Below are 25,863 nucleotides of genomic sequence, written 5' to 3'. Positions count from 1 at the left end.
TTTATATTTTTCTATTTCCCCAGTTCAAGCTGGTTGCGGATAAGTTGAAAGTATCGGCCTTCGGTAGCGATCAGTTCCTGGTGCGTACCATTTTCTACGATCCTGCCATGGTCCATGACGAGGATCTGATCGGCATGGCGGACGGTGCTGAGTCTATGAGCCACCACGACCACTGTTTTTCCCGGGAAGAAGTTATTCAGGTTATCAATGATGGCTTTTTCGTTATGTGCGTCGAGTGAGTTGGTGGCTTCGTCGAGGAAGATAAAAGCGGGATTTCTATATATCAGGCGGGCGATGAGGAGGCGTTGTGTCTGGCCTTCGCTGAGGCCATAGCCTTCGCTGCCTATGACGGTGTCGTATCCGAAGGGCATGCTTATGAAGAAATCGTGTATACAAGCCATTTTTGCTGCCTGCTGAAGTCTTTCCTGGTTTCTTTCTTCGGCACCTGCGAATATATTGTTGGCGATGGTGTCCATGAATACATATCCATCCTGCATGACTACACCGATATGTTTTCTCCACGCTTTGGCGGGAATGCCAGTAAGTGGCTGGCTACCTAGATATATGTTGCCTGCTACGGGGTGGTAGGATTTCAACAGCAGTTTGAGCAAGGTTGTTTTGCCGCCGCCGCTCATGCCTACTATCGCTGTGATCTTACCTGAGGGGATGGTTACGTCTATATTTTTCAATACCATGGGGGAGTGCCGGTGTCCGTATTGAAAACTGACCTGGTTGAAGACGATATCTTTCCCGGTGACGGCCTGCAAGGGTAGGGAGGCATCGGGTTGTGGATCTTCATCCGGTTCGTGTGCGACTTCTGCCATGCGTTGCAGGCTGAATCGTGTGTTCTGTGCGACCCGGATGAAGTCGGCCAGTTGTAATACGGGTGCATTGAGTTGTCCGCAGATGAAAGTGATGGCTAACATGGCACCCAAGGTGATATCGCCCTGTATGACCAGGCTGGCGGCCAGTCCGGTGATCAGCACGTTCTTGATCTCGTTGATGAAAGCGCCGGTGCCTTGCATGAATTGATCCATGCGGAGGCTTTCCAGTTTAAGGTCGAAGGATTTTTCCTGGAGGTCCAGCCACTGGTTGCCTTTTAGTTTTTCGCTGCCCGTTAGTTTAATTTCCTGCATGGCGGAAAAGATCTCGAGCAGGATATGCTGATTGGCGGCTAGGACTTTGAATTTCTTTTGGTCGAGCACTCTTCGTCTTTCCTGGAAGGAGTTGGCCCAGATGATACTGGCGGCAGCTCCGGCGAGGAAGAGCAGGAATATCCAGCCGTTATAGTAGCACAATACGACACCTAATACGATGATGGTGACTACGGAGAGGATAAAGTTGACCAGGGAAGAGGTTAGGAAGTCTTCCACCCGTTGATTGTCGGTGACCCGTTGCATATTGTCGCCGGCATGTCTGTTATCGAAGAAGGGAAGGGGCAGACGCATTAGTTTGTCGAGATATGCTTTCAGCATTTGTATGCTGATGCGAGCGCCCATTTTATAGAGTAAGCGGGCGCGGATGAAGTCGGTGAACAGGCGGCCGGCGAATAGCAGCAGTTGACCGATACAGATGAGTAGCAGGATGGAGGTACTTTTTTCGCTGATGGCGCTATCGACGATACGCTGGGTAAGCAGCGGAGTGAGTACGGAGCATAGGGTGGCCAGTAGCAAGGTGATGGCTACGGGGAGCCAGCTACTACGATGGTCGCGCAGGTGTGGCCAAAGGGACCGGAGGGAAGTATTGTAGGTGCCTTTTATTTCCTGGGAATGGAATTGTGGCTGTGGTTCCAGGAAGAGGGCCCGGCCGGTGGTGGTATGTTCATCCAGCTGCCAGGAGAGCAGGAAATCCTGTAAGGAGTATTTCACCGGCCTTTCGAGGGCCGGGTCTGCAATGTAGGCATGTGTATCTGTAATGCGGTATAGAACGACGAAGTGTTTTTTTTCCCAATGGAGGATGCAAGGTAGCGGTGCTTTTTTGATGAGTATCTGCAGGGGAAGTTCTGCCGGGAGGGATTTGAAGCCCATATTTTCGGCGGTGGCCATAAGGTCGGCTATGGTAACGCCCTGGCGGGTGATCTTACTGATATTACGGATGTACTGCAGCGGGAATTTGCGGCCGTGGTGCGTTGCGATCATTTTAAGGCAGGTGGGGCCGCAATCCATGGCATCTGATTGTCTGTAGAAGGGAAAGTCGTTATGTTTATTTCCTATTTGAAACATTGTTGCAATTTTAAGCTATATGGACGGGTATAGCAAATAAAATTTTAGGAGGCGGGGGGCGGGGCGGGTAATAGCGTGATCATTAAATTTCACTAAATTGCGCGATGTGCCTGTGCTGGGATCGTTCTTGAGCCGGGAGATAAGCTAAATGATCAAATAAACATGGAGAGCATCAATATAAAGAAGCTCGCTAAGGACCTGAACCTGTCGACATCGACGGTATCCAGGGCATTTCGTGGGAACAGCGACATTAATCCTGAGACGAAGGAGCGTATATTGAAATTGGCGAAGGAGCTCAATTATCAGCCCAATTTATATGCCAGTAGTTTGCGGGAGCAGAAGAGTAAGACGATTGCGGTGATAATGCCGGAGCTGGCGAATAATTTCTTTTCCCAGGCGGTGAAGGGGATTGAGCGGGTGGCGCGGGACAAGGGGTATCATACTTTGATTTATGTGACGGATGATGACTTTCAGAAGGAGGTGGCGATCATCAATGATCTTTCTAACGGGCGTGTGGACGGTATTATCATGTCTGCGTCTGGTGAGGCGAATGATCATCAGTATCTTGATATTTTACAGAAGCGGAAGGTGCCGCTGGTATTTTTCGACCGAGTGTATGATGATATCGTGGCGCCTAAGATCACGACAAATGATTATGAGAGTAGTTTTGCGGCTACCCGTCATTTGTTGGAGGCGGGATGTAAGAAGGTGGCGTTTCTGGTGATCAACAAGAGTTTATCTATTGGTAAGATGAGGATGCAGGGATATATTGATGCATTGGAGGAAGGAGGGATCTCTTTTAGGGAGCGTCTGGTGATAGATTGCAGTAATGATCATGCGAAGAGTTTTGAGATCATGCGGAAGGCGTTGAAGACGCTGAAGCCGGATGGGTTGTTTGCTTCGGTGGAGCGGTTGGCGATTGCCAGTTATTATGCCTGTCATGATCTGCAGTTGTCTATTCCGGAGCAAGTAAAGGTGATTTGTTTTTCCAGTCTGGAGATAGCGCCATTGCTGAATCCATCGTTGTCTACGATCACGCAGCCGGCCAGGGATATGGGAACCAGGGCTGCTACGTTGTTATTCAATATACTAGAGCCTGGTAAGTCAGTAGCATTAGATGAGCATGTGGTGTTAAAGTCTACGTTAATGGAGCGGCGTTCTACGGGCAGAGAATAAATTTTATGCAGGCTTAGGGGGGATACTGTTTCTGTAGTTATATTGGTATTATCATCCGCAAGTCTGTAACACCTTCATAAAATACATACGGCATTGGTCACATTTTTAGCGGCATCTCTACGGAGAAAGTGGAAGTATTTGGTTCTTCCACTGTGGTTTGGGCTTTGTTTTATAGCTGTTTGTCTTGAAGCATTCCACGGCAACATCAATAACTATATAATTTTTAAGCATGTATTCCTGCATGTAAAGGAGCAGCTTCCACTGTACATAGCTTATCCCGAATCTTATTTTGACGTCAATCTTTACGGACCCATCTTTAGTCTGGTGATAGCGCCGTTTTCGATATTTCCGGATACGGTGGGGGCGATCTTATGGGGAATGGCGAATGCGTTGTTCCTGTATGCGGCGATCCGGCAGTTGCCTTTGACGAAGACGCAGCAATATCTTATACTGCTGTTTTCTGCCAATGAGCTGATGGGGGCAAGTAGTTATTTCCAGTTCAATACGGCGATTGCTGCCTGTATCCTGCTGACGTATGCCTGTATCCATAAGGGGAAGGATGTATGGGCAGCATTTTTTGTGGTGTTGGGTACGTTTACAAAATTGTATGGCATTGTGGGGTTGGCATTCTTTTTCTTTAGTGAGCATAAGTTAAAGTTTGTTGTCAGTGTATTGTTATGGAGTGTGTTGTTTTTTGTATTGCCGATGTTGTTGTCTTCTCCTGCTTATATAATCGGTTCATATGTAGAGTGGTTCGAAAGTTTGTCGCATAAACATGCCAACAATATGCAGTTCGAGCAAGGAGTATTGTTACAGGATATATCTGCCGGTGGTTTTATCCGGAGGGTGTTTCATTGGCCGGAGATGAAGAACATTTATGTATTTGGCCCTGCGGTGGTATTATTCCTAAGTCAGTATATCTGGTTGAAGTACCGGAGGAACCGGTATTACCAGTTGTATATATTATGTACTACATTGTTGTTCCCGGTGTTGTTCAGTTCTAGTTCGGAGGCATGTACTTATATTATTGCGTTCCCGGCGGTATGCATTTGGTATGTAGCGGCGGCGCCATTGCAATGGCGGCATATTTTGTTTGGATTTATTGTAGTGGTCTGCAGTTTTTCTCACTCCGATATTTTTACTCCATGGGTAAGGCATAATATAGCGGTTCCTTATGCTATCAAGGCGTTTCCCTGTCTGGTATTATGGTTGTTGATCATTTACGAGGTGTTGACCCGGCACTTTTTACGGGAGCCAGGGATCGCGGTAGAGCTGGGGGCGGATCGTTTACCAGGAGAAGATTAATACCGATCTTCTGGGCAGGTTTATTTGCTAAAACTTTCTTGGTAGATAATATATTTTTGTTACTTTAGCGTTAAGATTAAATTTTTTCCACGTTTCGGGAACGTTCCCGGTAACGTTCCCGAGTAAATCCACTGTACCTAAAACAGGGGGATTCGTTCATCTGCTATTGAGAATTATTGTATGAAAAGAAAAACAAGCTGATAGCATCTGCTATTTATCCTTAACCAGTTGTCACATAACGTTATGAGATATGGGGCCGCTTTTGCGGTATAGACATTCAAAACACGGGGGCACAGGATGAATATAAAGATGGCTGATACGAAAAACAAGTTCCACTAATCAATTCATTATTTACAAAAAGAGACTTACATGAAAAGGATGCTCCTTAACAGGTATGCTTTGCTATGGTGCTTTCTGCTGCTTTCCGTAGCGGCAATGGCACAGACCGGTAGTATAAGTGGTCGGGTAACAGATGCGACTGCGCAGCCATTGCCGGGTGCGACTGTGATCGTAAAGGGTACAACACAGAACGCCATAACAAATCCGGAAGGTCGATTTACGCTGAATGGGATCAAGAATGGTCCAGTAACATTGGAGATACGTTTCATCGGGTATCTTACGAAAGAGCAACAAGTCGCTGTAAATGGCAGTAGTGTTGCAGACATTATATTACAGGAAGATACAAAGGGGCTGAATGAGGTGGTGGTAATTGGATATGGTACGCAGAAAAAGAAAGACCTGACCGGGGCTATTACGACGATCAGTACTAAAGATTTTAATGCAGGTCCTATTACTAATCCTGAGCAGTTGATCAACGGTAAGGTGGCAGGTTTGCAGATTACTTCCGGTGGAGGTGCTCCAGGAGCTGCCAGCCGTATCCGTATCCGTGGCGGCGCTTCATTGAATGCCAGTAATGATCCACTGTTCGTTGTGGACGGTGTTCCGTTGGACAATACTGAATTAAAAGGGGCGCCCAGTGCCTCCAGTCTGATCAATCCTAATGATATCGAAAGCTTCAACGTGTTGAAGGATGCATCTGCGACTGCTATTTACGGTTCGAGGGCTTCTAATGGTGTAATTATCATTACTACCAAAAAAGGCGTAAAGGGTGAACCTTTGCATCTGAATTTCAGCACACAAGCTTCGCTGGCTGCACGTACCGGCCAGGTAAAGGTGCTTAATGGTGATCAGCTGCGTCAGCTGGTGCGGGAAAAAGGCTCGCCGGAGCAGCAGGCATTATTGGGTACGGCAAATACGGATTGGCAGAAAGTGATCACACAGGACGCCTTTACTACGGATAACAACTTGAGTGTAAGCGGAGGGATTAAACCATTGCCCTACCGTTTTTCTGTAGGTTATACTGGGCAGGATGGTATCGTTCGTACTTCCAATATGAAACGTACCACTGCCAGTCTGAACCTGAGTCCACGTTTCTTTGATGACCATTTAAAAATTGATTTGAACATAAGAGGAGCTTATGTAAAGTCACGTTTTGCAGATGTGGGAGCTATCAATGCGGCTGTTGCTTTTGATCCTACGCAACCTGTCTATGGTGCCAAGGATAAATTTGGCGGGTACTTCGAATGGGTAGATAATAGTGGTAATCCTAATACCCTGGCTACCCGTAATCCATTAGCCATGCTCGAACTCAGGGATGACAGAGGAGAAGTGAAGAGGAGCATCGGTAATATACAGCTGGACTATAAATTCCATTTCTTGCCTGAGTTACGCGCTAATCTGAATCTTGGTTATGATGTGTCCAGCAGTGAAGGAGGGACACAGGTACCGGCTTATGCCGGAAGTGCCTTTGCGCGAGGTGGTACTAAGACCCAATATTCCCAGAAGAAGAATAACAAGTTGATGGAATTTTATCTCAACTACGTAAAAGAGCTGAAAAAGATTGATAGCCGCCTGGATGTGATGGCAGGATACTCTTATCAGGATTTTATCCGTGAGGCACCCAGTTATCCGGATCTGAATCAGAGAGGTGATACGATCTCTCAGGCGGGATTACCTGCATGGACACAAAATACACTGATCTCTTTCTTTGGCCGTCTGAATTATACATTCAAAGATAAATACCTGTTGACGGCCACTTTCCGCCGGGATGGTTCTTCCCGTTTTAAACAACATTGGAGTAACTTTCCTTCTGCAGCGCTGGCCTGGAAGATCAAAGAAGAATCTTTCCTGAAGGATTCCAAGGTATTATCCGATCTTAAACTTCGTATTGGTTACGGTTTGACAGGGCAGCAAGATGTGTTAAATGACTATCCTTATCTGCCTCGTTATACACTTAGTGATCCGACTGCACAATACCCTTTCGGAGGAGCATATTATCTGACGTTACGTCCGGAAGGATATGACTCCAATATCAAATGGGAGGAGACACAGACGTATAATGCGGGTATTGATTTTGCATTTCTGGGAGGTAAGTTATCCGGTAGTGTAGATTACTATTTCAAGAAGACAAAAGACCTGTTGAGCATTATACCCGTGGCAGCAGGTAGCAACCTGACTAACTTCATCTTGACTAATGTAGGTAATATCGAGAACAGAGGGTTAGAGGTCGTGATAAACGCTAACCCTATCAGTACCAAAAGATTCAGCTGGAACCTTGGTTTTAATGCCACATTTAACCGTACCAGGATCACTAACCTCAGCAAGGTGAAGGATGATAACTCTCAGGGCATACTGACCGGTACTGTTACTGGCGGTAATGGTAACCAGGTCGAAATACATTCTGTAGGATATGCTCCTTATAGTTATTATGTATACAAGCAGGTGTATGACAACAATGGCAGACCCATTGATGGTAAATATGAAGATCTGAACGGAGACGGACAGATCACACCGGAAGACAGGTATCGTTACAAATCACCTGATCCGAAAGTATTACTTGGCTTCAACTCTCAATTCAATTACGACAAGTGGAATCTGGCTTTTGTACTAAGAGCTAATCTTGGTAACTATTTGTACAACAACGTTAGTTCTGATAATGGTGCCTATCGTAATTTCCAGTATCCTAATTACCTGGCAAACGTTCATAGTAGCATCTATAAAACTGGTTTTACAACTAACCAATACTTCTCAGATTATTACGTAGAGAATGCCTCTTTTTTACGTATGGACAATATCAGCCTCGGATATGATTTTGGTAAGATCCTTCGCAACAAAGTATCTCTTCGCGTAAATGCTAACGTGCAGAATGTATTTGTGATCACCGGTTATTCCGGGCTGGACCCTGAGATTGGTTTTGCAGGAAAGGAAGTACAGACAGTTGGTATTGACGACCGTTTCTATCCAAGACCACGTGTTTACTCATTGGGATTAAATCTCGGATTCTAATCAACCTGAAAACAACGCATCATGACGAAAAAACACCTCACCAAATATATCTTCGCAGGCGTACTGGCTTTGGCTGCAGCGTCCTGTACCAAGGATCTGGATCGTTTGCCTAAATACGAGCAAATATCTGAGAATGTTTACAAGGACTTTAAGAACTATAAGCAGGTATTGGCCAAACTGTATGCTGGATATGCGATCAGTGGGCAGAGCGGCCCTGCAGGTAAACCTGATCTGAGTGGTATCGACGAAGGGTTTTCCAATTATATCAGGCAGTATTGGTCTGCGCAGGAATTAACTACGGATGAAGCTGTGATAGGGTGGGCTGATGGTAACCTGCCTGACTACCATCGTATGACCTGGACTGCCGGGAATGAGTTCGTAAAATCTATTTATGACAGGATTTTCTATGAGATATCCATTTGTAATGAGTTCATACGCGAAACCACGGACGCCAAGTTGTCCGAACGAGGTATCACTGGCACATCTGCTGATGAGGCACGTAAGTTCAGGGCAGAGGCCCGTTTTCTTCGCGCGCTCAGTTACTGGCATGCCCTGGATATGTTTGGGAATGTACCTTTTGTGACGGAGACGGATCAGGTAGGGTCTTTTTTCCCTTCTCAGATCAAACGTACGGACCTGTTCAACTACGTAGAAAAAGAATTACTTGAAATAGAAAATCAGTTGGTAGACGCACGGCAGAATGAATATGCCCGTGCGGATAAAGCTGCTGCCTGGACAGTGCTGGCCAAATTATATCTAAATGCACAAGTGTATACGGGTCAGGCGAAAAACACGGAGGCAGTTACTTATTGTAAGAAGATCATAGCAGCCGGATATAGTTTACAACCTCAATACAACCAGCTGTTCCTGACGGATAATAATACCTCACCGGAACTGATTTTCCCGATTGCTTTTGACGGTCAGCGTACTAAAACATATGGTGGTATGACATTCCTGATCCATGCTGCAGTAGGAGGTTCAATGAAGCCATCTGATTTCGGTATTAATGGTGGCTGGTCTGGATTGCGTACTACCAAAGCCTTGGTGAACCTGTTCCCGGATGCAGCTGGTAATGCCGATAAACGCGCCATGTTCCACACTGCTGGTCAGACATTGGAGATTAATAACATCTCGAATTTCAATGACGGTTATGCTGTCACGAAGTATAGAAATGTAAATAAGGCCGGCAAGGCGGGATCTGATGTTGCAGGAGATTTTCCTGACACCGATTATCCGATGTTCCGTCTCGCTGACGTTTATCTTATGTATGCGGAAGCCGTGTTAAGAGGTGGTGCCGGTGGCGATGCCGGTACAGCACTGGGATATGTTAATGCACTTCGTCAGCGTGCTTATGGCAATGCAAATGGCAACTTGACACAACTTAGTTTGGATGTGATACTGGATGAGCGTGCACGTGAACTCTTCTGGGAAGGACACCGCAGAACGGACCTGATCCGTTTCGGAAAATATACCGGAGCCAACTACGTATGGCCATGGAAAGGAAATGTGAAAGACGGAAAAGGGGTGGAAGATTTTCGTGTATTGTTCCCCATTCCGGCTACTGACCGTACCGCCAATCCGAATCTCGCACAGAATACAGGATACTAACACTGAGGATAAGCTATAGTACAAGAATATTGGAAAGTACGACAGGCGGTCATCGCAAGGCCTGCCTGTCGTTTTAAAGCTAAGATGATGAAAAAACGCCTGGTAATAACATTGTTGGCAATATGCCTGACAGGAGGTGCTGTATTTGCCCAGATAGCACCATTGGATAGAATAGAACCTGCCTGCTGGTGGGTGGGTATGAAACACCGTAACCTGCAACTGATCGTGCATGGACAGCGGATCGCAGATCGTACTGTCAGCCTTGAATATCCAGGCGTAACCTTAACAGAAATACATAAAGTAGAAAACCCCAATTACCTCTTTCTCGATCTTCATATTGCACCCGAAGCACAGGCAGGGAATTTCAACATCCGTTTTACGCGGAAAGGGAGTAAGGATATCAGCTATTCCTACGAACTGAAGAAACGGAATGAGCAACAACCACAGGGAGTTACCAGTCAGGATTTACTCTATCTGATCATGCCGGACAGGTTTGCCAATGGCGATCCCAAAAATGACGTGGTAAAAGGAATGCAGGAAACCGCTTTGAACCGTGATTCCATGTATTATCGTCATGGTGGCGACATACAAGGTATCATTGATCACCTGGATTACTTGCAGGATCTCGGCGTGACCGCCCTATGGCTGAATCCGGTATTAGAAAATGATCAGCCTTCCGCTTCTTATCATGGATATGCCAATACAGAGCATTACAAGATAGACCGCCGTTATGGCACCAATGAGCTATACCGGCAGTTAGCTTCGGAATTGCATAAACGTGGCATGAAGCTGATCAAAGACCTGGTACACAATCACATCGGCAGTCAACACTGGACGATGAAGGACCTTCCTTCCAAAGACTGGGTACATCAATGGCCTGTTTATACCAAGTCTAACTTCCGGGAACAAACCCAGTTTGATCCCTATGCCGCTAAAGCCGATAAACAACTGATGACCGACGGTTGGTTTGATAAACATATGCCGGATATAAACCAGGCTAATTCTTATGTGAGGAATTATTTCACACAAAGCCACATATGGTGGATAGAATATACCGGTTTAGATGGATTCAGGCTGGATACCTATAGCTATAACGATGCCGGTTACATGCAGGAATGGGGCAAGGTCATGAAGGAAGAATATCCCACGCTGAGTTTCTTTGGAGAGACATTTGTGAAAGGTATGCCTAATCAGGTGTTTTTTACAGAAGGGAATACCATACATCGGGGTTTTGACAGTGAATTACCCGGAGTAACAGATTTCCAATTGTTATGGGCGATAACGGATGCACTTACGCAAAAGCCCGGTTGGGATGAAGGAGTGGCACGCCTGTATAACACATTGGCGAGCGACTTTATGTACAAAGATCCTATGCAGCAGGTTATTTTCTTAGACAATCACGACCTGAGCCGCTTTTTTTCAGTAGTAGGGGAAGATATGCGGAAATATAAATCTGCAATGGCATGGCTGTTGACTACTCGTGGTATCCCACAGCTCTACTATGGTGCAGAGATATTAATGAAAAACTTCTGTAACCCGGACGGACTTGTACGTTCAGACTTCCCTGGTGGATGGCCCGGAGATAGGGTGAATAAGTTCACCGCAGGTGGACGCACCGCTCCCGAAAATGAAATTTTCGACTATGTAAAGAAGCTGGCTAACTACCGTAAACAACATGCCGTATTGCAAACCGGTAAAACCATGCAATATGTGCCGGAGAATGGTGTATATGTATACTTCCGTTACAATGAAGAGGAAACCGTGATGGTGATCATGAATGGTAGCGATAAAGATGCCACTGTAGAAACAAAACGATTTGCCGAACGCCTAAACGGAGTATCGACAGGAGAGGAGATTAATACCGGAACGAACATTGATCTCAGGAATAATATACAGGTATCGGCTTATACCACTCATGTAATAAGCATAAAACATTCTTAACCCGTCAGTAAAATTTAGTCTTATCTAATGTGTGTATTAAAAGCCTGCATCTTTGATCTGGATGGTGTATTAGTAGATACAGCCGTGTATCACTACAAAGCCTGGAAGCGATTGGCCAATGAACTGGGATTCGATTTTACCCATGAGCAAAATGAACAGCTTAAAGGTATCAGCCGAATGGAATCACTTGCCTTGATACTGGAATGGGGTGGGGTACAAAAAAATGCCGCAGAACAATTCGAGCTCGCCACTTTAAAAAACAACTGGTATGTAGATATGATTCGTCATATGCAACCAGATGAGGTACTGCCAGGTGCAAGGGCTTTCCTGATGGCTGTTCGTGCAGCAGGTTTGAAGACTGCCCTCGGGTCTGCCAGCAAGAATGCGACTGCTATCCTGGAGAAAACGGAATTGTTAGCTCTCTTCGATGTAATGGTAGACGGTAACCAGGTAACCGCTTCCAAGCCCAACCCGGAAGTCTTTCTGCGCGGCGCCAGCGGATTAGGCGTCGAGCCGCAGGCGTGTGTGGTATTTGAAGATGCTATTGCAGGCATCGCGGCTGCTAAAGCAGGAGGGATGAAAGCAGTCGGGATTGGAGATCCGGAGATATTAAAAACCGCAGACCTGGTAGTACCTGGTCTTGACGCTATAACCATTGAAAAACTATTAACGCTTTAATCTCTTGCACCAGCGGAGATGACTAACATTGCTCAAATTATGAAACACTATATCAAAGTAGACGACTGGAACATTGTCGAAGAAGGATTTGACCCTCATCTTAATAAGATCTCAGAAAGTATATTCAGTCTCGGGAACGGGCGCATGGGCCAACGGGCCAATTTTGAGGAAACTTATTCTGGAGAGCGACTGCAAGGTAGCTATGTGGCAGGCGTGTATTATCCGGATAAAACACGTGTAGGCTGGTGGAAAAATGGATATCCCGAATATTTTGCTAAAGTACTGAATGCCGCTAACTGGATCGGTATCGATATTCAGATAGAAGCGGAGGTGTTAGATCTGGCACATTGTACCGTTACCGATTTCCATCGTATACTCAATATGCAGGAAGGGTATCTTGATCGTCAGTTCGTTGCTACCTTGAAGAGTGGTAAGCAGGTACGTGTTAAAGCTAGGCGTTTTTGCAGTATCGCTGATGATGAAGCAGGCGCTATCAGATATAGTATTACCCCGCTGAATTTTGAGGGAAGTATTACAATACTTCCGTATGTGGATGGGAACGTAAGAAATCAGGACGCCAATTATGAGGAGCAGTTCTGGGAAGGCATTACCAGTGGTGTGAGCGACCACCGGGCCTACGTGATACAACGTACACGGAAGACTGCTTTCGAAGTGTTTACAGGTGTACAATATAGTATCGTGCAGGGCGGCCAGTTGTTGTCACTCCAGCCGACACCGGTAAAGAAACAACAGTTTGCAGGCAGCCAGGTAGTGATCGCTGTGAAGGAACAGCAGGAGACAACGATATATAAGTACGCTGTCAACTTATCGTCGGAGAACTACCCCAAAGAGCAGCTGCAACAGGCAGGTCAGGCCGCATTAGACCGGATTACGGCAAAGGGATTTGATCAGCTGCTGGCAGATCAGGCATTGGCCTGGGCTAAAAAGTGGGAGGAGAGTGACATTGTGATAAAGGGGGATGTGGCAGCCCAGCAGGGGATACGGTTTAATATCTTCCAGTTACACCAGACCTATACCGGTGAAGATGCTCGTTTGAATATTGGTCCTAAAGGCTTCACAGGAGAAAAATATGGCGGCTCTACCTATTGGGATACGGAAGCTTATTGTATTCCCTTTTATCTGGCAACAGCAGATCCGCAGGTAGCGCGTAACCTGCTGGTGTATCGTTATAAACATCTGCCCAAGGCAATCGAAAATGCGGCTAAACTGGGCTTTAAGAACGGTGCGGCATTATATCCCATGGTTACGATGAATGGGGAAGAATGCCATAATGAGTGGGAAATTACTTTTGAAGAGATCCATCGTAATGCGGCCATTGCTTTTGCTATTTATAATTACATCCGTTATACCGGTGAGCACAGTTACTTGTCAGCATATGGTCTGGAGGTATTGATCGGTATTGCCCGTTTCTGGTCGCAAAGGGTCAACTGGAGTGAAGAACGGAGCCAGTATGTAATGCTGGGTGTTACCGGGCCAAATGAGTATGAGAATAATGTAAACAACAATTGGTACACCAGTACCATGGCTACGTGGTGCCTTTCCTATACGCTGGAAGCATTACAACAGGTGGAGGCAGAAGCACCTGCGGACTACGCCAGAATACTGGGTGTAACTGCATTTGATGCAGGGCAGGAGCCACAGCAATGGCAACATATCGTCGATAATATGTATTATCCGGTATCTGCGGAATTGGGAATCTTCCTGCAGCAGGATGGTTACCTCGACAAAGAACAGGTACTGGCCCGCGACCTGGACCCTGCACAACGACCACTTAATCAAAAGTGGAGCTGGGACCGGATATTACGCTCCTGCTTTATCAAGCAGGCGGACGTATTGCAGGGGCTTTATTTCCTGGAAGAGCGATATGACATGGATACCATCCGTCGGAACTTTGATTTCTATGAACCAAGAACGGTACATGAGAGCTCATTGTCTCCATGTGTACATGCGATCCTGGCAGCAAAACTCGGAGATGGACAACGTGCCTATGAATTCTATCTGCGAACTTCCCGCCTGGACCTGGACGACTATAATAACGATACCGAAGATGGACTGCACATTACGTCCATGGCTGGTACCTGGATGAGTGTAGTAGAGGGATTTGCCGGTATGCGGGTAAGAGATGGACAACTACATTTTACCCCTTTTGTACCAGATCAATGGCAGTCATTTGCATTCAAAATACGCTTCAGAGGAATATTGCTGGAGGTCGCTATCAGCAAGGAAGATGTGAGCATAAGCAACCAATCCGGAACGCCTATCCAACTTTATATTAATGAGCAGATGGTCACCATTGCAGGCGGAGAAAGAATAGTAACGGCCCTGTCATTACACAGGATCGCCTAGGTAAAAACATCAAAGACAGTTCATATGCATTTTCGGGCCAACAGATGGTTACTTTATACAGCGCTGTTAAGCAGTGGCCAGGTAATGGCCCAGCAATCAAAACAAGTGACGATCAAAAAAGAGTATACGACAGGAGAAGAGATCAGCGATCATAAATTGAGGATCTATCAATTAATGGTCAGACTGTTCGGAAACAAACAGACGACGAATAAGTACTACGGAGACATTAGGGAAAATGGTTGCGGTAAATTTGATGATATCAACGATAACGCCCTGAAAGCTATCAAAGACCTGGGAATATCACACGTATGGTATACCGGTGTGGTAGAACATGCTACTATGTCGGATTATACCCGATACGGTATCAGCAAAGATCATCCTGCTGTCGTAAAAGGCAGGGCGGGGTCACCTTATGCGATCAAAGATTATTATGATGTTGATCCTGATCTGGCGAATAATGTACCGGAGCGCATGTCCGAATTTCAGGCATTAGTAAAAAGAACACATGCCCATGGTCTGAAGGTATTGATAGACTTCGTGCCGAATCACGTTGCCCGTACTTACTATTCCGATGTGAAACCGTCAGGTGTAACAGATTTTGGCACAGCAGATGATACCACCCAGGCGTTCTCTCCTTGCAATGATTTTTATTATATCCCTGGTACACCATTGATATTACCGCCCAGTCCGGCATTGAGCAACCTGCTGACTGCGGGCGTGATGCCAGCCTCCTATGAGGAGCATCCCGCCAAAGCTACAGGCAACAACGTATTTTCAGCGCAGCCGAAAGAAGATGACTGGTATGAGACTATTAAGCTGAATTATGGTGTTGATTATGCCCATGGAGAAAAGGGCTATTTTGATCCTATCCCACCGGTATGGTTAAAAATGAAGGACATCTTGGTATATTGGGCACAGCAAGATGTAGATGGATTCCGCTGTGATATGGCGGAGATGGTGCCGGTGGCATTCTGGCAATGGGTTATCCCGGCAGTGAAGGCGGTAAAGCCCGATATTATCTTTATAGCGGAAGCTTACAATCCTCGCGTATATAAAGAATATCTTGACAAAGCAGGGTTTAACTACCTGTATGATAAGGTGGGGCTATATGATGGCCTAAAACGGTTGATCAGAAATGAGCCCCAGGCAGATGTCAACGATATTCGTTTTGTATGGCAGCAGGAGAGTAGGGGATATGGTTCCCGTATGTTACGTTTCCTGGAGAACCATGATGAAGAGCGGATTGCATCAACAGCTTTTGCCGGCAATGCATGGCTGGCAAAACCAGCGATGGTGATCACTGCTACCCTGGGTAGCGGACCTGTTATGATATATGCCGGACAGGAAAGCGGAGAAAGGGGGAGCGGAAAAGAAGGTTTTAACGGAGACGATGGTCGTAGTACCATTTTCGATTACTGGGGCATGCCGCAGCACCAAGCTTGGATGAATGGGGGTGCTTTTGATGGCGGAAAACTTACAGCAGATCAACAGCGGCTTCGTACTTTTTATAACAGGTTGTTACAATTGACGGGTGAACATGAGGCTATACGCCAAGGCTCCTTCTATGAAATCACTAATGATGCACTGAACAAGCGCCAGTATGCTTATCTTCGGTATTCAGATAATAAACAGGTTCTTATAGTTGCCAACTTTGATAGGAAAGCACCCCTTACAACCACGTTGATGATACCCGCTGCCATACAAATGAAGTGGACGCGTGAGGGCAAAAAACAATTAAAAGTACGCGAGCTGCTTACGGATAAAGTTTTGTCAGTAAAACAGCTGCAGGCCGGTATACCTGTTAATGTACCTCCCGGTGATGCCTGGATATGCGATATATCTTATATTCAGTAAATCTGGTTTATCCTTTACCTTATTAATACGTTGTTTGGATGAGTCAAATATTGGAAAAGCCCAGGCTGCCGCTCAGCAGTATCTGGAATATGAGCCTGGGATTTCTGGGCATTCAGTTCGGCTTCGCGTTACAGAATGGTAACGCTTCGAGAATATTACAGAAATTCGGCGCAGATGTAGAACATCTGTCCCTTTTCTGGCTGGCTGCCCCGCTCACAGGGATCATCGTTCAACCTATCATCGGACATTACAGCGACCGTACCTGGAATCGCTTGGGACGCCGTAAACCCTACTTCCTGGTTGGCGCCATCCTGAGTGCATTGGGATTGATGTTGTTGCCCAATGCTAGTGTATTGACTTCCGTATTACCTCCTATATTTATCGGGGCAGGCATTCTGATGATGATGGATGCATCGTTCAATGTTGCCATGGAGCCATTCAGGGCACTGGTAGCAGACAATCTGCCTGACAGCCAGCGTAATGCAGGATTCTCTATCCAGACATTCCTGATAGGGATAGGGGCGGTACTGGGTTCCTGGTTGCCCTACCTGCTGGCAGAATATGGTGGCGTAGCTAAAACGGCACCAGAAGGACAGGTAGAGCAGAATGTGATCTATTCCTTCTACATAGGAGCAGCAGTATTGCTAGGAGCTATCCTCTGGACCGTCATTACGACAAAAGAATATTCTCCTGCAGAACATGCGAAGTACCACCCGGAAAGTAATGAAGAACAACAGAAAGGGCTGTTAAACATATTTAAGGATTTCTCCAGTATGCCGGCAGCTATGCGGCAACTGGGGCTGGTACAGTTTTTTAGCTGGTTTGCCTTGTTTTCAATGTGGGTGTTCACTACACCAGCTATTGCCCAACATGTCTATAATGTTGCTCCCGGAGATGTATCGTCTGCCGCCTATGCAGATGCGGGCAACTGGGTAGGTATATTATTCGGTGTTTACAATGGTGTGTCTGCGATCTACGCGCTGTTATTGCCCGGCATTGCCCGCCGTACCAGTCGCAAAGCCGCGCATGCGTTTTCGTTGACTATGGGAGGAATTGGTCTTATTGCCGTCTTTTTCATTCATGAGCCAATGGCCTTGATATTCCCCATGATAGGTATTGGTATGGCATGGGGAAGCATATTAGCAATGCCATATGCCATCTTATCCGCTCATATCCCAGCGCATAAAATGGGCGTATACATGGGCATTTTCAACTTCTTTATCACCTTCCCCCAGATCGTCAATGGACTGTTAGGTGGCTTCATCATCAAATATTGCTTTAACGGAGAAGCGATCTACGCGCTGGTACTGGCAGGTGTTTGTATGTTATGCGCAGCAGCTATCGTGATGCGTAATAAAGAAAGATAAACCTATCGGGAAGGACGCTCCATCCGGATGCCCATCAAGAGCAAATTCCATAAAGCAAAGAGGTCTGTACCATTTGCGGTATACAGCGTATGCCTGGCATCGTTAATATCATGTACGGACAACTCCGTCCAGGTGGATTTGGCAATATTCCTGTTATCAGTTTTTTGTTCCAGCATATCAAGTTGATGAGGAAACAGGCGTTTTATACCGGCAAGGCAGATTGTTGAATAACCCTCGCCATTATATCCTATTACTTGCCGGGTACATAGTAATGTCCATGTCTTACCATGACCTGTAAAAAATAAAGCAGGAATGCCCGAGCTATGCTGGATATGGCCGGCCAAACGCTGTTTGGTGGCATCATCCAGTTGCTCATAATAACAGGACGACGTTGAGGGAATATGATACTGTTTTGCTTTCCAGTAAAATCTGCCCATGATATAACGATCTGTTTTTTCCATAGACGCTGCTATATAGTTCTCCTCTAGCTAAGGCTGCGAGTGTATAGTGACAGGGTATTACGCTGAAATTGGTTGCACGGTGTCGTGCCGGTATAGGCACCTCTTTAGTTTGACTTGGTGTGATGATGGTCCCCCTAAAAAATTGCTTATTAAATATAAAGATTTGTTTCGAATTTTAATCACGCAAACGCAGGTATTAATACCTGTTTTTGCCACCTAAAAAAAATGGGGTAAATTATACAAAACTCCCCGTTATGAAAACTATCCATCAGTGGTTGGATGAGTACGGTAGCAGCCACCGTAACGCCACTAACAAAACGATCCACTGGATTTGTGTGCCTGCTATTTTCTTCAGCGTAGTAGGATTCCTGTATGAAATCAAATTACCTTTTACCCTATGGGGAGAGACCATGAATATCGCGGCGGTCGTATTGCTGCTGGTGATTTTCTACTATGCAAGACTGTCGCCTTCCCTTGCAGTAGGCATGCTACTGATTGGGCTGCTATGTTTTTGGTTATGTTATCAGATTGAACATAGTGGAATCGCTGTATGGAAAGTATCCCTGGTCATTTTTGTATTAGCCTGGATAGGACAGTTCATCGGGCATAAAATAGAAGGCCATAAGCCGTCCTTCTTTAAAGATTTACAATTTCTCCTCATAGGACCTGCTTGGTTATTAAGTTTTATCTATCGAAAGCTCAGTCTTAAAATATAAATATGCCATAGCCCGTTAGTCTCACTTTGCAACGATCGCATAAATACCTACCTTTGTGATACCACATAGGAGAACCCCTTTTTTCCTTTCTTCTTCTCCTTTTTCCTCATTACCACTCCTGTATTGCCTGTCCCCTTTTCGCTAAAGGCATTACTGTATTCCCATATCCCTTCATACCTGTATTACTCTTAAATTTCTTTTTCTTATGACAGACATAAAGACGCGGCCGGCATTCTGGCTGCTGATTTTGCTGGTGGGCTTTCCGCAGATTGCTGAAACTATCTATACCCCTTCGTTACCTGCACTGGCTTCCAGGCTGCGTACAGATGATAACTGGATACAGGCAAGCCTGAGTATCTACTTTGTGGGTTTTGCCATCGGTTTTGTCTTGTGGGGATGGCTAGCCGACAGGATGGGACGTCGCCCTGCCATTCTCTATGGCATATTGCTATTTATTGTGGGATCATTGGGTTGTTTGCTGGTTACACATATCCACCTATTCCTGCTAAGCCGGTTGATACAGGCAGTAGGCGCAGCTACAGGTGCCGTCGTCACGCAGACGATGATACGTGACTGTTACGACGAACAGCAACGGTCGCTGATATTCGCCCGTATGTTTGCCGTGTTAGCATGCTCCCCGGCTATAGGACCATTGCTGGGTGGTTATATGGTGAATTATGGGGGGATTACGGCTGTATTCACGCTATTGACCGGTATGGGAACAGTGATCGGAGCGTGCGCATGGTATTCATTACCTGAAACCGGTAAGGAAATAGGCCGCGTGAAATTTAGAGCTGCCGGGATGATGATACAGATGGCTGCAGATCGGCATGTCATCGCACTGGGGGCACTGGTAGGGATCATGTATGGTATGATCTTCTGTTTCTATGCAGAATCCCCTTTTGTATTTATTGATCATCTTAGATGCAGCCCTGCACAGTATGGTTGGATCGGCATGTGTGAGTCTTCTTCCGCCATATTAGCTGCACAACTGAATAGGAGTCTCATGCGCAGAAATCCCTCCATGTTGATTATTCAATCCGGGTTATGGGTGATGCTTTCAGGTAGCTTGGTGATGACAGGGACGTGTCTGTTACCCGGTCTCACGACTATACCTTTTATAATCGGATTTGCGGGCGGAATGTTTATTATACTTTGTGGAACCGGTTTAGCAATGCCTCATTGCCTTAGTGCAGGTTTGTCACATTATAAGATGGCTATCGGGACAGCCGGAGCATTGTTCGGATTATATTACTATGTTGTTACAGGAGGAATTATGGGAGTCATGAGTGTGTTACATTCAGAATACATAAGTGTCATGCCTTGTTTATTTATTATACTGGCAACCATCGCCTTGATAATACACTTAGTAGCGGTCAAAAGGGCCTGGTATAGAACATAAAAAGGGGCGCATGCTTACACATCGCCCCACTATCTCAAACCATCTAATCATCAGGAATTTATCTTTCCTGTTTGTTCCTGATCTGTGATGCTTTCAGATAGATCTTTTTTCCTTTATCGTCCACGTAATATTTGCGGTCCTTTTTGTCAATGTATACCGTTTGACCATCAGGCCCTTCTTTACCTTTATAAGTCTTGTCAGCGATCGTAGAGGCTCCCTTTACTGCTACCGAAGCAGTTTTGTTGCCGATCTTTTTAAGAGTGCTGTCTACTTTTTTCTGGGCATTTGCCGGCATTGTAGCTGCTGTAGCAAATAGACCGAGGGTAGCTGCAAGAAATAAATGACGGATATGCTTTGCAGTGCTCATATAATTATGATTTTTTGGGTAAACTATGCTGATCGCTGATTTATAATTAGCAGGATCAGATCGCTTTTAGGATAATCCAAGAATAATGCCATGAACTGTTAAGAGGGGAGAATTAAAAAGCGGCAGCCTGATCGAGGGCTGCCGCTCATCATATAAAGCAAGCAAAAAAGGGTAAATGGGAAAATGTTGTACTAAAGATAGGGCATAATGGTGCAAATGAACCACAGTAACGACCCTGACTCAGGACGGATATCGAAGACAAATTCAATTGAGAAAAGGGTAAGATATCACTGTCCTGCCAGCCTCTGAAACCCAGCCGGTCAGCGGTAAAAAGATAGGTTGTCATTAGCGGTCTACTTAAAAATACTTCTCTATCGCCACGCCATAATTGATCAGCAGGTTCTCCCTGTCCGTCCTGTTTAGTTTGTTGTAGTTCAGTGCAGCCGTGATACTCAGCCAGGAACGCAGTTTTACCGATAGACTCGTATTACTTTTGATGATAAAGTCATTACCGTGTGAGAGCGAATTTTGTAGGAAGTGAGTGCCTTCCAGCACGACGATATCTTTGATTACCCAACGGTATAATATGCGGAGCGAATTACGGAAAGTATGATAAACATCCGGGATCGTATCCTTAAGGAACAGATCGCTGTTTTCAAATAATACCCCATCACTGATATTCAATGTGGCATTAGGACGATGAATAATATCATATGCCACACCAACGCCTCCCTGAAACCTGCGATTGATCTTCAGCGAAAAGCTCTTGTCAAAGTTAGCCAGCCCCCAGTAATAGAAATAGTCCTTGGACCGGAATACACTAAAGTCCACAGCCGCCGAAATATCATCATTCGTCAGCGCCTGGTTATTCTTACCATAAATATATCCTGCTGCGGCATTCAGACTGATCTTTTTTTTGCTGATCCTGAAACGCATATTGTTATTCAGCAGGTAAGAATTCCCATCATTGGTACGGTTGATGGATCCTGTAGAAGCATATTTTATATAGTAGTTAACGGAGTCGCTGAACTGCGCATGGCAAATAACACTGTATCCGGATAACAGTATCAACAATACAATACGTTTGATCATCAGGGGTGCATATTTATAGTAATGGAAGTAGGGCAGGCCGCAAACAACGTGCCTGAAGCGGCTATTTTGAAAGCTTCTCCCGTGCTTCAGCGATCGTCGCCACAAAATTGACCCTCCCGCCTTTATTACTCTCGTAAATAAAGTCACGTAAAGCATTACTGTTAAAAATAGAAAAGTCACCTACTATAGCCAGCCGGGTATCATAAGTGGAAAATTTCTGTAGAATGTCTCCCGCGACACCGGTTTTCAGATCGAAGAAATCAGGATGTAATTGACCGGATTCCACGATAATGCTACCAGCTCCCTGATATCGCACATTGCCTATCACATCAAGCGCGTCTGCTGTATTGTGGATGGCGATCCCATCAGATTGTATTTGCGCTATGGTATGTCCGTTGATATTATGTAAGATGATTTCCATTGTAATGCGTGTTAAATTAAATACCTCCGTGCCGCAATGGGATGACCATATTCCAGGTCTTGTCCACTTGGTAAAGCCCAGGTCCCGAACCCGTGGCAGCAAAAAGATGCGTGGGCACTCCTTGCTCAAATAAAAGAAAGGGTCGTTCAAAATTGGCCTGCCGGGTGGTGCTGCCGTCGGTCCATTTTACCTGTCGGGAATAAGCCTTAACAGGGCTTGATAACTGCCACTTGATCCCGTCCCGCGAACTGGCATGAATGCCTCCGCCCTCTTCCCCGCAGATATGTCCGAACCGGTCTTTCATGATCAGCTCGAAACGATTACCAGCCCACCAGACAAATGGGTCCTCCACGTCGTTATCCATATTCTCCTTACTGTGAAACGCAAACACCGGCTCATCAGATAAACGTTCATAAGGACCATTGTATCCTCCTTTTGATTGGGCTGCCCCCAATAATAGCGGTGGATGGTGATCCTTGGAAGATGATTTGTACATCAGGTACACATTCCCATCCGGTTTTACTACCGGAGAGGGATTGGAGGTGATAGAAGCATCCCACTTACCTTTCCTGGGTTGGATCACAGGTGTATCCACCCGCTTCCAGGGGCCCGTGATCTTGTCGGCCACGGCAAGGCCTATCCGCTTATTCATCCAAGCACGCTGGGCTCGTCCATCGGCCCATACATCGTCCTTATTATCAGGTATGGCAAAATCATAAGTAGTACCCATATAGTACAACAAATATTGCTTCCCGTACTTCGTGATCCGTGGATTATGCGTAACACGCCCGTCAAAATATGGACCGCCTCTGGCAGGCAATACAGTCTCTACAAACGTATAAGGCCCCACGGGAGTATCAGATACGGCACGCACGATCTCGGAATTGGTCACCCAGTTGCCAAATCCTACTTCTTTTGACCAGCGGGAAGCAAACATATGATAACGCCCGTCTTCTCCTTTTATAACAGAAGGATCCCATATCCAATAGCCCTCCATCATAAAACCTCCACCCACCGGCGCAGGCAACAATTTATCCGCAAAGGATTCCTGCCACCCCCGGGCATAACTATCCTTCAAGCCCAATAAGCCGGGCAGCACAATACCAGCGGTCATATGTTGTAAAAACTGCCTTCTTTTCATAAAAATCAAAGATAAATGTTCCGCCGTTTAAGATAATACTTTCTTTTACAAGGAGATACAACAACGCTATCCACACCTTTCCCTATATTTATGTTACCGTTTAATACCAATAGCCCTACATGAGTGAATTGTTCAAAGCACATATTGCCCGGATCGTAACCATCACCGACGAAGAATTTGCATACGTATTGTCACATTTTAAGGTGAAACGGCTGAAGAAACATCAGTTCCTTATCCAGGAAGGAGAGATCGTCCTGAATGACCATTGGGTGGAAAAAGGACTATTGAAAGCCTATCATACTGACGAAGATGGAAAGGAACGGATCTTGCAATTCGCGATGGAAGATTGGTGGATATCCGATTACCAGGCATTGGCCAACAGTACCAGGGCTACCTTGCAGATCGACTGCATAGAAAATGCACAGCTCCTGGTACTGTCTGCAGAAAACAGGGAAAAGCTGTGTAATGAACTACATAGCATGGCCAATTTCTTCCGCAAAAAATCAAATGCCGGTTATAACGCGCTTCTTAAACGAATACTGCTCCTGCTCAATAAAGACCCCAAGTCAAGATATGATCAGTTATTGCAGCTGAATCCCCTTTTGCTGCAACGTGTACCCAAAACATTACTGGCTTCCTATCTCGGCGTCTCCCGGCAAGCACTCAGCCGCCTTAATCAGGATTAATGTGATCAGGCGCACACTAATATTGTGCGTCCCGCCCTTTCCTGGTAACCTGGATGGTCCCAACTTTGCATCATAGATATGTGTTAACAACATATCGGATAATAGCATATGAAACAGACTATTAGAGTTGCATTGGCTGCTGCACTGCTACTAACTATCAGTACCGGCGCTTTCGCACAAACGCAAAAATTTAAACATATGAGCAAGAAGATCCTTTTCGTAGTAACCAGTCATGACAAAAAAGGCAGTACCGGAGAACCTACCGGTTTCTACCTGGGAGAAGTATCCCATCCCTGGGAAGTCCTCTCCGCTGCCGGGTACGATATTGACTTTGTTAGCCCTCAGGGCGGACAAGCACCTGTAGATGGATTCGATCTCAAAGATCCGGTAAATAAGAAATTCTGGGAAGACCCTGCCTACCACGAGAAAATTACTCATACCATGACTCCCGATCAGGTAAAACCGGAAGCCTACGCAGCTATCTATTATGCGGGCGGACATGGAGCAATGTGGGACCTGGCTGATAATACGGCGCTCGCCGGCATCGCCGCCCGCATATATGAACAAAATGGAATAGTAGGTGCCGTTTGTCACGGACCTGCCGGCCTCGTCAATGTTAAACTCAGTAATGGTAAATACCTGGTGGCGGGTAAAAAAGTAAATGCCTTTACCAACGAAGAAGAGACTGCCGTCAAACTTGATAAAATAGTACCATTCCTGCTGGAAGATAAACTGAAAGAAAGAGGTGCCCGCTTTGAGAAAGCTGGCCGCTGGCAAGCTCATGTCGTGTCAGACCAACGGCTGATCACCGGACAAAATCCCCAGTCCGCCAAAGGGGTAGGAGAGGCCATATTGACGGCATTAAAATAACGATCAGAATAACTTGATCCGTCCATAGGCACTCGCCTATGGACGATAAGAATGTATAGTATAAGTCCACCTTTCCTGTACCTGCGGTATATCATTCCTATAGCCAGGGCATAGCTACATGATACCAAATTCCCGGGCATATTCCACCGTACCTGCCGCATGATCCAATGCATGAGGGATCAGCTCCACCGCCATAAAATTACTCTCCGGTACCTCAAAAGGTGCCTTGATCTGCCACTTCTCCGCGGGTATAAAACCAAACTTCGGATAATAGGCCTCATGCCCCATGACAATAACGGCATTATGCCCTAACGCCGTAGCAATACGCAACCCGTTAGTAATCAATGCTCCGCCAATACCATTGTGCTGAAACCCAGGTAGCACTGCCAGCGGAGCCAATGCCAGCGCCGTCGTATAAGGGAGTGCCTGATCCGGATGATGGATCTTTATTTGCGTAAAAAGAATATGCCCCACTACCTTCGAGTGAACCACCGCTACTAATGATAATTCGGGGATAAATGCCGCGCTCTTTCTCAATTGGTCCACCAACATCGCCTCTTCCGGTCGGCCAAAGGCTTGTTTGTTGATCTCAAAAACCAACGCACGGTCCCCTTCTTGCTCTTCTCTGATTGAAATATCGGGTATTATTGTCATGCGATACTGATTTAAAAAATCCCCCATCGCTCTTCGGGGGAGAGCAGGGCCGGGTATCTACTATGAATACAAATATACCGGAAAACAGATAGTTTGATAGTACACCAATGCTTAAAATGATCCGCCCAGATATGTTTTAGCCGTTGTTTTTGGTACATTTAATGAAGAAGTAATCCTTTGTTATCAAAAT

Annotated in this window: 20 protein-coding genes; 13 read left to right on the top strand and 7 right to left on the bottom strand. The window is 45.8% G+C overall.

From position 1 onward, the window contains the following. Positions 1–11: 11 nt before the first annotated feature. Complete coding sequence (locus KTO58_RS10910; RefSeq protein WP_225860192.1) at positions 12–2,222, bottom strand: peptidase domain-containing ABC transporter; 2,211 nt, start codon at positions 2,220–2,222, stop codon at positions 12–14. A gap of 162 nt (positions 2,223–2,384) precedes the next feature. Between KTO58_RS10910 and KTO58_RS10905 the strand changes: the two genes are divergently transcribed. The 9 genes from KTO58_RS10905 (at position 2,385) to KTO58_RS10865 (ending at position 17,863) form a co-directional block, all read left to right on the top strand. After that, positions 2,385–3,398: a LacI family DNA-binding transcriptional regulator gene (locus tag KTO58_RS10905; protein ID WP_095839331.1), complete on the top strand. Its 1,014-nt coding sequence runs from the start codon at positions 2,385–2,387 to the stop codon at positions 3,396–3,398. 138 nt (positions 3,399–3,536) lie between these two features. Continuing rightward, positions 3,537–4,703: a glycosyltransferase family 87 protein gene (locus tag KTO58_RS10900; RefSeq protein ID WP_157753036.1), complete on the top strand. Its 1,167-nt coding sequence runs from the start codon at positions 3,537–3,539 to the stop codon at positions 4,701–4,703. 369 nt (positions 4,704–5,072) lie between these two features. Then, entirely contained in the window at positions 5,073–8,048 is a 2,976-nt protein-coding gene (locus tag KTO58_RS10895; protein ID WP_095839333.1) for a SusC/RagA family TonB-linked outer membrane protein, read from the top strand. 21 nt (positions 8,049–8,069) lie between these two features. After that, complete coding sequence (locus KTO58_RS10890) at positions 8,070–9,656, top strand: RagB/SusD family nutrient uptake outer membrane protein (RefSeq protein ID WP_095839334.1); 1,587 nt, start codon at positions 8,070–8,072, stop codon at positions 9,654–9,656. 87 nt (positions 9,657–9,743) lie between these two features. Beyond that, positions 9,744–11,597, top strand: a complete 1,854-nt coding sequence (locus KTO58_RS10885; protein ID WP_095841611.1) for a glycoside hydrolase family 13 protein — start codon at positions 9,744–9,746, stop codon at positions 11,595–11,597. Positions 11,598–11,624: 27 nt separating this feature from the next. Continuing rightward, complete coding sequence (gene pgmB / locus KTO58_RS10880) at positions 11,625–12,275, top strand: beta-phosphoglucomutase (protein WP_095839335.1); 651 nt, start codon at positions 11,625–11,627, stop codon at positions 12,273–12,275. 39 nt (positions 12,276–12,314) lie between these two features. Then, positions 12,315–14,642, top strand: a complete 2,328-nt coding sequence (locus KTO58_RS10875; RefSeq protein ID WP_095839336.1) for a glycoside hydrolase family 65 protein — start codon at positions 12,315–12,317, stop codon at positions 14,640–14,642. Between the two features lie 24 nt (positions 14,643–14,666). Then, on the top strand, positions 14,667–16,496 hold the full coding sequence (locus KTO58_RS10870; RefSeq protein WP_225860191.1) for an alpha-amylase family protein: 1,830 nt from the start codon (positions 14,667–14,669) through the stop codon (positions 16,494–16,496). A gap of 38 nt (positions 16,497–16,534) precedes the next feature. Then, positions 16,535–17,863, top strand: a complete 1,329-nt coding sequence (locus tag KTO58_RS10865; protein WP_095839338.1) for an MFS transporter — start codon at positions 16,535–16,537, stop codon at positions 17,861–17,863. A gap of 2 nt (positions 17,864–17,865) precedes the next feature. Here the strand turns inward: KTO58_RS10865 and KTO58_RS10860 are convergent, their stop codons facing one another. Next, entirely contained in the window at positions 17,866–18,324 is a 459-nt protein-coding gene (locus KTO58_RS10860) for a hypothetical protein (RefSeq protein ID WP_095839339.1), read from the bottom strand. Positions 18,325–18,578: 254 nt separating this feature from the next. On the opposite strand from KTO58_RS10860, the gene KTO58_RS10855 reads away from it, so the two are divergent. After that, on the top strand, positions 18,579–19,040 hold the full coding sequence (locus KTO58_RS10855; protein WP_095839340.1) for an Mpo1 family 2-hydroxy fatty acid dioxygenase: 462 nt from the start codon (positions 18,579–18,581) through the stop codon (positions 19,038–19,040). Positions 19,041–19,245: 205 nt separating this feature from the next. Next, positions 19,246–20,442 (top strand): multidrug effflux MFS transporter, encoded by a 1,197-nt coding sequence (locus KTO58_RS10850; protein ID WP_095839341.1) that lies wholly within the window; start codon positions 19,246–19,248, stop codon positions 20,440–20,442. A gap of 58 nt (positions 20,443–20,500) precedes the next feature. Here the strand turns inward: KTO58_RS10850 and KTO58_RS10845 are convergent, their stop codons facing one another. From KTO58_RS10845 to KTO58_RS10830, 4 genes are all read right to left on the bottom strand, one after another. Beyond that, the gene (locus tag KTO58_RS10845) at positions 20,501–20,809 is read right to left on the bottom strand and encodes a hypothetical protein (RefSeq protein WP_157753037.1); all 309 of its coding nucleotides are present in this window, start codon (positions 20,807–20,809) and stop codon (positions 20,501–20,503) included. A 357-nt stretch (positions 20,810–21,166) separates the two neighbouring features. Then, entirely contained in the window at positions 21,167–21,901 is a 735-nt protein-coding gene (locus tag KTO58_RS10840) for a DUF481 domain-containing protein (RefSeq protein ID WP_095839343.1), read from the bottom strand. A 61-nt stretch (positions 21,902–21,962) separates the two neighbouring features. Continuing rightward, entirely contained in the window at positions 21,963–22,322 is a 360-nt protein-coding gene (locus KTO58_RS10835) for a DUF4180 domain-containing protein (RefSeq protein ID WP_095839344.1), read from the bottom strand. A 16-nt stretch (positions 22,323–22,338) separates the two neighbouring features. Beyond that, positions 22,339–23,463, bottom strand: a complete 1,125-nt coding sequence (locus KTO58_RS10830) for a glycoside hydrolase family protein (protein ID WP_198314943.1) — start codon at positions 23,461–23,463, stop codon at positions 22,339–22,341. A 119-nt stretch (positions 23,464–23,582) separates the two neighbouring features. Here KTO58_RS10830 and KTO58_RS10825 point away from each other — a divergent pair, with 119 nt between their 5' ends. Together KTO58_RS10825 and KTO58_RS10820 are read left to right on the top strand one after the other, a co-directional pair. Continuing rightward, the gene (locus tag KTO58_RS10825; RefSeq protein WP_095839345.1) at positions 23,583–24,149 is read left to right on the top strand and encodes a Crp/Fnr family transcriptional regulator; all 567 of its coding nucleotides are present in this window, start codon (positions 23,583–23,585) and stop codon (positions 24,147–24,149) included. A 198-nt stretch (positions 24,150–24,347) separates the two neighbouring features. After that, complete coding sequence (locus KTO58_RS10820; protein ID WP_095841613.1) at positions 24,348–25,019, top strand: type 1 glutamine amidotransferase domain-containing protein; 672 nt, start codon at positions 24,348–24,350, stop codon at positions 25,017–25,019. 114 nt (positions 25,020–25,133) lie between these two features. Here the strand turns inward: KTO58_RS10820 and KTO58_RS10815 are convergent, their stop codons facing one another. Then, positions 25,134–25,673 carry a GNAT family N-acetyltransferase gene (locus KTO58_RS10815; protein WP_095839346.1) on the bottom strand — a complete coding sequence of 180 codons (540 nt, stop codon included), beginning with the start codon at positions 25,671–25,673 and terminating at the stop codon, positions 25,134–25,136. Positions 25,674–25,863 lie beyond the last annotated feature (190 nt).

The organism is Chitinophaga pendula, from assembly GCF_020386615.1.
In the GTDB taxonomy this organism is placed as follows: Bacteria; Bacteroidota; Bacteroidia; order Chitinophagales; family Chitinophagaceae; genus Chitinophaga; species Chitinophaga pendula.
This window is presented reverse-complemented; position numbering and strand designations above follow the sequence as displayed.